9 protein-coding genes are annotated in these 12,308 nt (G+C 60.8%); 5 read left to right on the top strand and 4 right to left on the bottom strand.

The genetic code is table 11. The features are described 5' to 3' along the window. Nucleotides 1-160 precede the first annotated feature (160 nt). Entirely contained in the window at nucleotides 161-1,027 is an 867-nt protein-coding gene (gene hexR, locus PseuLF5_RS12950) for a transcriptional regulator HexR (protein WP_007962240.1), read from the bottom strand. Between the two features lie 127 nt (nucleotides 1,028-1,154). Next, nucleotides 1,155-4,028, bottom strand: a complete 2,874-nt coding sequence (locus PseuLF5_RS12945; RefSeq protein WP_186743841.1) for a putative bifunctional diguanylate cyclase/phosphodiesterase — start codon at nucleotides 4,026-4,028, stop codon at nucleotides 1,155-1,157. Nucleotides 4,029-4,285: 257 nt separating this feature from the next. Here PseuLF5_RS12945 and uvrD point away from each other — a divergent pair, with 257 nt between their 5' ends. From uvrD to PseuLF5_RS12925, 4 genes are all read left to right on the top strand, one after another. After that, on the top strand, nucleotides 4,286-6,469 hold the full coding sequence (gene uvrD / locus PseuLF5_RS12940; RefSeq protein ID WP_123470002.1) for a DNA helicase II: 2,184 nt from the start codon (nucleotides 4,286-4,288) through the stop codon (nucleotides 6,467-6,469). Nucleotides 6,470-6,615: 146 nt separating this feature from the next. Beyond that, entirely contained in the window at nucleotides 6,616-7,056 is a 441-nt protein-coding gene (locus tag PseuLF5_RS12935; protein WP_016984014.1) for an EamA family transporter, read from the top strand. Nucleotides 7,057-7,232: 176 nt separating this feature from the next. Beyond that, entirely contained in the window at nucleotides 7,233-8,108 is an 876-nt protein-coding gene (locus PseuLF5_RS12930; protein WP_336347587.1) for a Tim44 domain-containing protein, read from the top strand. A gap of 138 nt (nucleotides 8,109-8,246) precedes the next feature. Further along, on the top strand, nucleotides 8,247-8,654 hold the full coding sequence (locus PseuLF5_RS12925) for an SMI1/KNR4 family protein (protein ID WP_123470006.1): 408 nt from the start codon (nucleotides 8,247-8,249) through the stop codon (nucleotides 8,652-8,654). A gap of 21 nt (nucleotides 8,655-8,675) precedes the next feature. Here the strand turns inward: PseuLF5_RS12925 and PseuLF5_RS12920 are convergent, their stop codons facing one another. Further along, a complete protein-coding gene (locus tag PseuLF5_RS12920; protein ID WP_123470007.1) occupies nucleotides 8,676-10,439 on the bottom strand; it encodes a cation:proton antiporter in 1,764 nt (587 codons plus the stop codon). A gap of 280 nt (nucleotides 10,440-10,719) precedes the next feature. Between PseuLF5_RS12920 and PseuLF5_RS12915 the strand changes: the two genes are divergently transcribed. After that, nucleotides 10,720-11,202, top strand: coding sequence for an acyl-CoA thioesterase (locus tag PseuLF5_RS12915; protein WP_003229693.1), 483 nt, complete (start codon nucleotides 10,720-10,722; stop codon nucleotides 11,200-11,202). Between the two features lie 123 nt (nucleotides 11,203-11,325). Here the strand turns inward: PseuLF5_RS12915 and pdxY are convergent, their stop codons facing one another. Then, nucleotides 11,326-12,198, bottom strand: coding sequence for a pyridoxal kinase PdxY (gene pdxY / locus PseuLF5_RS12910; RefSeq protein WP_128615994.1), 873 nt, complete (start codon nucleotides 12,196-12,198; stop codon nucleotides 11,326-11,328). Nucleotides 12,199-12,308 lie beyond the last annotated feature (110 nt).

Here is a 12,308-nt window from a genome sequence, read left to right as displayed (position 1 = left end):
TGAAACTTGCGCAGGGTTGTGGTGTTTCTGAGGACGCCTTCGCGAGCAGGCTCGCTTCCACATTTGATCTCGGTGTGACACAAAATTTGTGTCCACAACAGAAGATCCCCTGTGGGAGCAAGCCTGCTCGCGATTAAGTTCGGAACGACCTTAGATGACTTCAGTCATCCAGCGCTTTTACGGCTTTTGGCGACAAGCGCAAGCTGCGCAGACTGCGCTTGACGCTCTTCAGGTGATTGACCAGGCTCGGCCCGCGCGCCATCGCCACGCCCATCGCCAACACGTCGATCACCACCAGATGCGCAATGCGCGAGGTCAGCGGCGTGTAGATCTCGGTGTCTTCGTGCACATCAATCGCCAGGTTGACGGTCGACAGTTCGGCCAACGGCGTCTGGCTTGGGCACAGGGTGATCAGCGAAGCGCCACTCTCGCGAACGAGGTTGGCGGTGATCAGCAGATCCTTGGAGCGCCCGGACTGGGAAATGCAGATCGCCACGTCGGTCGGCTTCAACGTCACCGCCGACATCGCCTGCATGTGCGGGTCGGAGTACGCCGCCGCCGTCAGCAGCAAACGGAAGAACTTGTGCTGCGCATCCGCCGCCACCGCGCCCGACGCACCAAAGCCATAGAACTCGACACGCTGCGCCTGAGACATCAGCGTCACCGCGCGCTGCAACTCCACCGGATCAAGCTTCTCGCGAACCTCCATCAGGGTGTGCAGCGTGGTGTCGAAGATCTTCAGGCTGTAGTCGGCGACCGAGTCGTCCTCATGGATCGCGAACTGACCAAAACTGGCACCGGCAGCCAGGCTCTGCGCCAGTTTCAGTTTCAGATCCTGAAAACCTGAACAACCGATGGCGCGACAGAAGCGCACGATGGTCGGTTCACTGATGCCGACGCTGTGGGCCAGATCGGCCATGGAACTGTGCATCACGGCCGCAGGGTCAAGCAGCACGTGGTCGGCGACCTTGAGCTCCGACTTGCGTAACAGGTGACGTGACTGGGCGATGTGTTGCAGCAGATTCAAGGGGCTGGACTCTTCTTATGGGCAAGGATGTAGCACGCTTGTAGTTATACTACATGAATTGGCTTTTTGCCTGCTCAATGCGTAACTCAATGTCCCCGTATTGGGCGTGATGACGCGCATGTAGCACTTAAAACGGTTTTGCCTGCTCACGCAAAAGCCCGGCCAGCGCGGCAGCTTCTACCGGACGACTGATCAGATAGCCCTGCACCTCGTCGCAGCCCTCGGCCCGCAAAAACGTCAGTTGCTCCGGCCGTTCGACTCCTTCGGCCACCACCTTCAACGACAGTCCGTGGGCCATGGCAATGATCGCGCGGGTGATCGCCGCATCCTCACTGCCCTCGCCCAGGCCGCGAATGAACGCCTGATCGATCTTCACGTAATCCACCGGAATCCGTTTCAGATAACTCAACGACGAATACCCGGTGCCGAAGTCGTCGATGGCCAGTTTCACCCCCAGATCACGCAGTTGCTGGAACGTCGCAATGATGTGTTCAACGCTGTCGAGCAACTGGCTTTCGGTCAATTCCAGCTCGAGAAAATGCGGCGCCAGACCGGTCTCCTCCAACACCTGCCGCACCAGGCTGACCAGTTTGCCCTGACGCAGTTGATGCACCGACAGGTTCACCGACACGCGGATCGCTTCCAGGCCCTCGCGCTGCCATTCGCACGCCTGCCAACACGCCTGACGCAGGACGAACTCGCCGATGGGGCCGATCAACCCGGTTTCTTCGGCCAGCCCGATGAAATCGCCTGGCGGTACCTGCCCCAGAATCGGATGTTCCCAGCGCACCAGAGCCTCAGCCGCATTCAGCCGACCTGTCGCCAGGCACAACTTCGGCTGATAGAACACCTTCAGTTGCTTGTCTTCGATGGCTTTGCGCAACTGGTTCTCCAGTTGCAGACGCTCAAGGGTGCTGGCCTGCAGGCTGTCGGTGTAGAATTGGAAATTGTTGCCGCCCAGATGCTTGGCATGTTGCATGGCCATGTTCGACTGACTGACCAGCGCGGAAATTTCACGGGCGTTGTCCGGCAGCATACTGATGCCCATCGAGGCGCTGACCACCAGTTCATGCCCTTCGACGGTCAGCGGCAGACGCAGCTTGCTCGACAACCGCGTGGCGACCCGCGCCAGGCTCGACAGGTTGCCGTAGGCGTCGAACAGCACCGCGAATTCGTCACCGGACAACCGCGCAATCGTGTCCGCTTCCGGCAAGGCATTGACCAGCCGCCGGGACATTTTTTGCAGCAACTGGTCAGCGATCTCATGGCCGAGGCTGTCGTTGAGCAATTTGAAACGATCCAGATTGATGTGCAGCAACGCCAGACTGCGCCGTCCGCCCTGCCGGACCCGTTGGTGGGCTTCGTGCAGGCGCTCGCGAAACAGCGAGCGGTTGGCCAGTCCGGTGAGTTCATCGTAGTGCGTCAGGTAACGCATGCGCTCTTCGGATTCGCGCCGCGCCGAAAGATCGGCGAAGAAGCCGACGATATGACTGACGTTGCCCCGACTGTCGCGCACTGCATTGAGTTGCAGCCACTGTGGATACAACTCGCCGTTCTTGCGGGTTTCCACCAGTTCACCTTGCCAACTGCCATGCTGCTCCAGCGCATGGCGGATCGCGACGTAATGCCGACGGGCATCGCGGCTGCACGGCAACTCGACGACATTGCGCCCGAGCATGTCGTCGATGTCGTAACCGGTCACCCGGCTGAAGGCCTGATTGATCGCGATCAGCGCGTAGTTCGGGTCGAGGATCACAATGCCTTCGCTGGCCGCTTCGAACACCGTCGCCGCCAGGCGCTGCTGCTCTTCGAGGCTTTTGCTGGCACTGATGTCGCGGCGGGTGCCGACCATGCGGATCACTTGCCCGCTCTCGCTGCGTTCAACGGCGCGGCCACGGTCTTCGATCCACACCCAGTGACCATCGCCGTGGCGCACGCGGTATTCGATCTGATAGTCCTCGGTGCGGCCCTTCAAATGCTCGACCAAGGCGTGCTTGAGCGACGGCACATCCTCCGGGTGCAGGCGTGGCTTGAGGTCGCGCAGGATGGCCGTGACGTATTCCGGGGCGAGGCCGAACAGCTCCTGAATCTGCGTGTGATGAACCTCGTCGGTCTGCAGGTTCCAGTCCCACAACCCCAGCTCGCTGGCCTTCAGCGCCAGCGCCAGGCGCGCTTCGCTTTTGCTCAGGGCCTGATTGGCGGCGTCCAGCTCGCGGCTGCGCTGAGCGACGCGGTCTTCCAGGTCGACCTGCGCTTCGCGCAACTGGCCTTCGGCGCAACGCCGTTGCTCGATTTCCCGCGCCAGCTCCTGATTGAGTTGTTCGCTGCGCGACTGCGTCTGCTGAAGATGTTCGATCAGGTGCTGATTCTGAAAGCGCCGCAGCAAACCACGGTCAATCAGGCGATTGACCTGCCACGCCACCACGCTCAGCGAGCCGAGCAGAATCAGGCCCAGCCAGCCCCAGCCGCGCGCCTGCTCGTCGCCGCCCCAGAACAGATAGCCGATCGCCGGCAGCAGGCACGGCAAGGTAAACGACAGAAACGCCGGCAGGCTCACCGCATAGGCGACACTGGCCGACAATGTCGCGGCACCGATCAGGCCGAACACCCAGGCCTGCTGCATGAAGTTGTCGGCCGGCACCAGGGCAATGCCAGCGCCAGCCAGGGTCAGGCCGGTCATGGTCGAGCCGAGCAGGAACATGCGGAACCAGATCGGCTGGGCCTGGCGATTGGGTATCGCCGAATCGAACGCCGCCACTTGAATCACGCGCAACGCCACCAGCGACAGCAACCACACCAGCCAGACACTGACCACGAAGTAGCGCTGCGGGCTCCAGAGCAAAGCGGCGCAGACCAGACCATTGATCAACATGAACAGGGTGGGCAACAGAGAGCCCTGGTACAGCAGGCGCGTGCGCTCCACCGCCATTTCGACGGCATAGTGCTTGCGGATAACCCGGGGTTCCACAGAGGGGCCCGACAGTTCGGAGCTGAGGGTCATGGGCAACGTTCTTGTTCTTATAAGGGGGGCGTGCGCCCGAAACGTGCACGGAGCATACACAAGCCGATCCCGTTGCCAAACTGCCCCAGGTCATAATTTCAGCGAAACATTTGCTCCCCGCAACGACGCCGAAACCCGCAGAGCCACACGGACTCACGCCTTCAGCCGATGACCGACCGGTCGTCATCGGCAGCACTTTCATCGGCTAATGCAAAGCTCGGTTTGCCCGGGCCTGCGGCGCACCCTAGAATGCCCCGATGCGCGATGATCTCTCCCTTCTGCTGAACTCCCTCAACGATGCCCAACGCCAGGCCGTAGCCGCCCCCGTTGGCCGTCAGTTGGTCCTGGCCGGTGCTGGCTCCGGTAAAACCCGAGTGCTGGTGCACCGTATCGCCTGGTTGATCCAGGTCGAAAACGCCTCGCCCCACTCCATCCTGTCGGTGACGTTCACCAACAAGGCCGCTGCCGAGATGCGTCACCGCATCGAGCAGTTGCTGGGTATCAACCCGGCTGGCATGTGGGTGGGCACCTTCCACGGCCTGGCGCACCGCTTGTTGCGGGCGCACTGGCAGGAAGCGGGTTTGAGCCAGACCTTCCAGATTCTCGACAGCGACGACCAGCAACGACTGGTCAAGCGAGTGATCCGCGAGCTGGGTCTGGACGAGCAACGCTGGCCGGCCCGGCAGGCCCAGTGGTTCATCAACGGGCAAAAAGACGAAGGTCTGCGCCCGCAACATATTCAAGCCAGTGGCGATCTGTTCCTGGCCACCATGCGCGGCATTTACGAAGCCTACGAGGCGGCCTGCCAGCGTGCCGGCGTCATCGACTTCTCCGAACTGCTGCTGCGCGCCCTCGACCTGTGGCGCGACCACCCGGGCCTGCTGGCGCATTATCAGAAGCGCTTCCGGCACATTCTGGTGGACGAGTTCCAGGACACCAACGCCGTGCAATACGCCTGGTTGCGTCTGCTCGGCAAGGGTGGCGACAGCCTGATGGTGGTCGGTGACGACGACCAGTCGATCTACGGCTGGCGTGGCGCGAAAATCGAGAACATTCATCAGTACTCGTCCGACTTCCCGGATTCGGTAACCATTCGTCTGGAGCAGAACTACCGCTCCACGGCCGGCATCCTGAAAGCGGCCAACGCCCTGATCGCCAATAACACCGGGCGCCTGGGCAAGGAGCTGTGGACCGATGGCGGCGACGGCGAAGCGATCAATCTGTACGCCGCGTTCAACGAACACGACGAAGCACGTTACGTTGTCGAAACCATCGAAAGCGCGCTGAAAACCGGCCTGGCCCGCAGCGATATCGCGATTCTGTACCGCTCCAACGCCCAATCGCGCGTTCTGGAAGAAGCCTTGCTGCGCGAACGCATTCCGTACCGCATCTATGGCGGCCAGCGCTTCTTCGAGCGCGCGGAAATCAAGAACGCCATGGCCTACCTGCGTTTGCTCGAAGGCCGCGGCAACGATGCCGCGCTGGAACGGGTGATCAACGTACCGGCCCGTGGCATTGGCGAAAAAACCGTCGAAGCGATCCGCGACCACGCACGCCACAGCGATGTGTCGATGTGGGAAGCGATGCGCCAACTGGTGGCCAATAAAGGCCTGACCGGTCGCGCCGCCGGGGCGCTGGGTGCGTTCATCGAGCTGATCGAAAACCTCGCCGCCAAGTGCATGGAGATGCCGCTGCACCTGATGACCCAGACCGTCATCGAGCAGTCGGGGCTGATCGCCTATCACGAAGCGGAAAAAGGCGAGAAAGGCCAGGCACGGGTGGAAAACCTTGAGGAACTGGTCAGTGCCGCGCGCAACTTCGAGAACACCGAAGAAGACGAAGAGCTGACACCACTGGCGGCGTTCCTCGGCCACGCTTCGCTGGAAGCCGGAGACACCCAGGCCGACGAACACGAAGACAGCGTTCAGCTGATGACCCTGCACAGCGCCAAAGGCCTGGAATTCCCTTACGTGTTCCTGGTGGGCATGGAAGAAGGCCTGTTCCCGCACAAGATGAGCCTGGAAGAACCGGGGCGCCTTGAGGAAGAACGGCGCCTGGCCTACGTCGGCATCACCCGGGCCATGCAGAATCTGGTGATGACCTATGCTGAAACCCGACGCCTGTACGGCAGCGAAACCTACAACAAGGTTTCGCGTTTCGTACGCGAAGTGCCGAAGGGCCTGATTCAGGAAGTGCGTTTGTCGAACAGCGTCAGCCGACCGTTCGGTGGCAACCAGTCAATGAGCGGCAGCAACCTGTTCAGCGGCAGCGAAATTCCGGAAACCGGCTTCAGTCTGGGCCAGGCCGTGCGCCATTCGATCTTCGGCGACGGCGTGATCCTCAACTTCGAAGGCGCCGGCGCGCAGGCGCGGGTTCAGGTGAATTTCAGCGAAGGCAGCAAGTGGCTGATGCTCGGTTACGCCAAGCTGGAAGCTATCTAAGGCTTTGCTCGATTGCTCTTCTGCAGGAGTGAGCCTGCTCGCGATAGCTTCACCACGGTTTGACAGTTAGACCGAGGTGCTTCAATCGCGAGCAGGCTCACTCCTACAGAGCTTGTGTGAGCTTTGATGCAATTTGGGAGCACTTCATGGGCTCAGGCTTCTTTTCCTCCTGGACATTCTGGGCCCTGCTCTCGGCGACTTTCGCTGCACTGACGGCGATCTTTGCCAAAGTCGGCATCGAAAACGTCAATTCCGACTTCGCCACCCTGCTGCGCACCATCGTGGTACTGGTCAGCCTGGCCTTGATTTTGTACGCGACGGGCCAATATCAGTCCTTGGGTTCGATCTCCGCCAAGAGCTATCTGTTCCTGCTACTGTCCGGTCTGGGGACCGGTGCATCGTGGCTCTGCTATTTCCGCGCACTGAAAGTCGGCCCGGCCTCGCTGGTCGCGCCAGTGGATAAACTCAGCGTGGTGCTGGTGGCGGTGCTCGGCGTGATCCTGCTGGGCGAAAAACTCGACCTGCGCCAATGGGGCGGCATCGGCCTGATCACGGCAGGTGTGGTGATGTTGGCGTTTCGTCGCTAAGGCGATTTCTCACTGAACCCGTCGTCGTTTCCTACAGCCAAAAGTAAACAGCCTTATTGCCCTGACCGAGCTGAACCTAACCTGTCAGGCAAAAGCCCGAAACACTCTCTCGCTAGCCAGTAACACTTCAGCTGTGCAACATGGCGCGCGTGTCTCCACAAACGGGAATTCCCTTTATGAAACGTTTTCTTAGCATCGCCATGGCGTTGTGCATCGGCCTGACGATGAGCCTCGACGCCAACGCCAAGCGCTTAGGTGGTGGCAAAAGCTCCGGCGCTGCGCCGGCGCACCAGACCAGCCAGATGGCTCCTTCTTCTCCAGGCATGGGCGGCGCAGCAGCGACCGCTGGTGCTGCCGGTGCCGCTGGCGCCGCTGCCAAGGCCGGTGGCGCTTCGAAATGGCTCGGCCCGCTGGCCGGTATCGCTGCCGGTGGCCTGCTCGCGTCCATGTTCATGGGCGGCGGCTTCCAGGGCATGCAGATCTTCGACATCCTGATCATGGCCGTGATCGCGTTCGTGATCTTCCGCTTCATCGCCGCCCGTCGACGCAAGCAGCAGGAGCATCTGGCTCCGGCCGGCGCGCCGATGCAGCGTGAAGTGTTCGAACAGAAGCCTGCTGCCATGGGTTCGATCTTCGGTGGTTCGGCGGCTCCGGTTGCCGCTCGTCCGGTAATCAACGCGCCAGCCTGGTTCAACGAGCAGCGCTTCCTTGAAGCCGCACGCAGCCACTTCCAGTCGCTGCAGCAGCACTGGGACGCCAACGAAATGGACAAGATCGCCGAGTTCGTGACCCCGCAAATGCTTGACTTCCTCAAGCGTGAGCGCGCGGATCTGGGCGACGGCTTCCAGTCGACCTACATCGACAACCTGCAGGTGCAGCTGGACGGCGTCGATGATCGTGCCGACAAGACCATCGCCACCCTGACCTTCAGTGGTGTGTCGAAAACCTCGCGTTTCGACCAGGGCGAAGTGTTCAGCGAAAGCTGGAACATGGAACGTCCGCAGGGCGACAACCAGCCTTGGCTGGTGGCCGGTATTCGTCAGAACGGCTGAGCCTTGCTGCGCTGAACCTGCGACCAAGAAAACCCCGGACTCGTCCGGGGTTTTTCTATTTCGCGGTTGCATCTATAGCGAGCTACTGTATAAACCGGCCCATATAAACCGCGCCATTCAAGCAAGAGGATCCCGGACGTGGAAGAAATCATCGAACAACTGCGCGAAGCCAACGAACCCGTACCGGTTCCTTTGGAATTGCCTGACGAAGACCAACTGGTGGAGATCGAGGAAGAACTGTTCATCAACATTCCGTTCGTCTTCAAAGAGTTTCTGCTGACCGTCAGCGATGTGGTGTTTGGCAGCCTCGAGCCGGTGACCGTCACCGACCCGCAATCGCACACCTACCTGCCGGAAGTCGCGGCCAACGCCTGGGATATTGGCGTACCGCGCGACCTGATCCCGATCTGTCAGGACGGCTACAACTACTACTGCGTTGAAGAAGACGGCACCGTGGTGCTGTGGTCCGGCGAAGAAGAGCTGATCACCGAAGAGTCCTGGGAATCGGTGTGGCATTGGGCGCGGGACGTCTGGCTGGAAAGCTGATCTGCCACACGTCCCGGGAGGTCAATGCCCCGACGACTCCTTGTGGTTATCGAGGGTCTCCAGCAAAGCCACCTGCATCCGCGTGTGCACGCGGATGAACCAGCGCCAGAGCAGCGCCGCCACGGCGGCCGCCACCACGGCGATCAGCACCAGCAACTTGTTGGTCGGCAGGATACTGGCCGACAAGGCTGACAACAGCAGGAAAATCACCAGCAGCGAGAGGATCGGGATCACTTCGGCGATCACCCGGCGCACTCGCTGCGTGTGACGACCGGCCATTTCCGGCTTTACCCCCATCTCTGCCAGCAGCATCGACAGCGCCTTGAGCTTGCGATACGCCGCGATCAAAAACGGCAACGACACCAACAACGCCCCGCCCCAGATCAACGCCTTCTGCCAGCTCGGATCGCTGACCCAGTCTTGCAATGAGGTCGATATACGCTCGGCGAAGTAGGCCCCGGCGAAGAAGATCGCAATCACCAGCGCCAGATTGACCCCGACCTGCAACAGGATTCGCCTGATCATCGACGCCAGCATCGCGCCCTCGCCCTGCGGCTGAATGCTGCGCAGCCACTCGCCGTACATACCCAGAACACGCCCCAGGCGCTTGGGCACAGCGGCGGACAACTTGATCGACAGCGGATCGGCGGCACGAATCAGATACGGCGTCAGCAGCGTGGTAATCACCGACACGGCCACAGCGACCGGGTAAAGGAAGTTGCTGGTGACCTGCAGGGTCATGCCCAGCGCGGCGATGATGAAGGAAAATTCGCCGATCTGTGACAGGCCCATCCCGACGCGCAGTGAGGTGCGTCCGTCATTGCCGGCAATAAAGGCACCGAGGCCGCAGGACAGCATCTTGCCTAGCACCACGGCGACAGTGATCACGGCGATCGGCCAGGCGTATTCGAGCAGAATCATCGGGTCGAGCATCAGACCGATCGCCACAAAGAAGATCGCACTGAACAGGTCGCGCACCGGTTCGATCAGGCGCTCGATTTTCAGCAGTTGCCGCGACTCGGCCATGATCGCACCGATCAGGAAGGCGCCGAGCACCATGCTGTATTCAAGTTTTACCACCAGCAGGCAGAACCCGAAACACAGGCCCAGCACGGTGATCAGCAGCATCTCGTTGCTGTCGAATCTGGCGACGTAGGCCAGCAGGCGCGGCACCAGCAGAATGCCAATGACCAGCGCGACAATCATGAACAGCGACAGCTTGCCGACCGTGGAAAACACCTCGCCGGAACTCACCGTGCCGCTCACCGCGATGCTCGACAGCAACGCGATGATGCCAATGCCGAGGATGTCTTCGACGATCAGCACCCCGAAGATCAACTGCGCGAAACGCTCGTTTTTCATCTTCAGGTCATTGAGCGCCTTGACGATGATGGTGGTCGAGGAGATTGCCAGGATCGCGCCGAGGAACAGCGAGTCCATGGTGTTCCAGTCGAACCAGCGGCCGATTTCGTAGCCGATCCAGATCATCAGGACAATTTCGAGGAACGCTGCAATGAAGGCCGTGGCGCCGACCTTGAACAGCTTGCGCAGGCTGAACTCCAGCCCCAGGCAGAACATCAGGAAGATCACCCCCAGTTCGGCAAGGGTCTTGATGGTTTCTTCGTCGTGGATCAGGCCGAACGGCGGGGTGTGCGGACCGATGATGAAGCCGGCAACGATGTAGCCGAGTACCACAGGCTGCTTGAAGCGATGAAACAGTACCGTGACCACGCCTGCGACCAACATGATCACTGCCAGATCCTGAATAAAGCTGATGGCATGCATGGCGTGGCCTCCTTGTATGACGAGACTCGCGGACAGACGTCAGAACGGTCTGGGCGAGGTGAGAAAAATCCGCTTTTCACGTGGGAATTGCCCTTGGGCAGGGCCTTTTGCAGGTTAACACCGCGACTTCCGCCTGGAAGGCGGTGCAATATATGGAAACAGAACGATTCCGGCGTGACGGCGGCCTGTCGCCCGGCGTCCCGATAACGGTGCTTTTGAAAAGCGACCAGGCACCCGCAGAGGTGCTTTCAGCCACTCAGCCTTGATCCGTGAGAACGTTATGGAACCCGGAAACGCCCAGCTGTCGATGACGGTATTGATGACCCCCGACATGGCCAACTTCTCTGGCAATGTCCACGGCGGCACCCTGCTCAAATACCTCGACGAAGTGGCCTACGCCTGCGCGAGCCGTTATGCCGGCCGCTACGTAGTGACCCTGTCGGTTGATCAGGTGATTTTTCGAGAGCCGATTCACGTCGGCGAGCTGGTGACCTTCCTCGCGTCGGTCAACTACACCGGCAACACCTCAATGGAAGTCGGCATCAAAGTGGTGACCGAGAATATCCGCGAGCGCTCGGTGCGCCACACCAACAGCTGCTTCTTCACCATGGTCGCTGTCGATGACCAGCGCAAACCGGCGGCAGTACCGCCGCTGCAACCGCAGAACAGCGAAGACAAACGCCGCTACATGCAGGCGCAGCAGCGTCGGCAGATTCGCCAGGAGCTGGAGAAGCGTTATCAGGAGATCAAGGGCGACGCCTGACCAGCCCCAATTGATGTGGCTTGATAGATAGCTTTCGCGAGCAAGCCCGCTCCCACATTGGATCTGTGCGGTTCACCAAACCAATGTCGGAGCGGGCTTGCTCGCGAATGCGCATTACACGGCCTACAGACTGATGGCCGTCGCCTCGAATTTCACCCGTGGGTGCGCAATCCGGTCCTGTGCCCGCACCAGTTGCAACTCATAACTGGCACACGCCTGCGTCTCCAGCAGCACTTCATGCACCGCCGCTGCGGTGAATTCAAACGCCGCTACCAGGCTGTCACCGAGCAGCACCCGCGCCAGGAACAGACCGGACGTCAAATCGCCCACCCCCACCGGCTGCCGCGGAAACGCCAGCAACGGCCGGCGCAAATGCCAGCTGCCGTCAGCGGTGACCAGCAACATCTCGAAGCCATCCGCCGGCTTGCCCGGGTAATCCAGATGTTTGACCAGCACCGCTTTCGGGCCGCGGGCCAGCAGGGCTCGCGCCATCGCCAGGCAATCGAACAGCGACTGCGGCTTGCGCCCGGAAAAGCTGTCCAGTTCCAGCTGATTCGGGCACATGATGTCCGCCACGGCGGCCGCCTCTTCCAGCAGGAAGTCACTGACCTCGGTCGGCACACTGCAGCCCTTCTCCGGATGGCCCATTACCGGGTCACAGAGATACAGCGCCTTGGGATTGACCGACTTGATGCGCTCGACGCCGCTGAGAATCGCCCGCCCTTGCGCCGCACTGCCGAGATAGCCGGACAGCACCGCATCGCAGTTGCCCAGTTCGCCGATGGCAGCGATCCCTTCAACCAGTTCGGGGATCTGTTGCGGTGCCAGCACTTCACCGGCCCACTGCCCATATTGAGTGTGATTGGAAAACTGCACGGTGTTGAGGGGCCAGACATTCACCCCGACCCGCTGCATCGGGAAAACCGCAGCGCTGTTGCCGGCGTGGCCGAACACCACATGGGACTGGATGGCGAGCAGATGAGGCGTACGTTTCATTCGGGTCATTCCGTAAAACGATTGAAATTCAAGCCGCGCAGTATGCGACGAAACGCAGCCTGTACGACAGGCCGGCGACGCAGTTAAGCTGACGCTATCTTTTGGAGTCC

It is taken from the genome of Pseudomonas sp. LF-5 (assembly GCF_037626295.1).
GTDB classification, from domain to species: domain Bacteria; phylum Pseudomonadota; class Gammaproteobacteria; order Pseudomonadales; family Pseudomonadaceae; genus Aquipseudomonas; species Aquipseudomonas monsensis.
The sequence above is the reverse complement of the archived record's forward strand: the minus strand, read 5'-3'. Positions and strand labels throughout refer to the sequence as shown.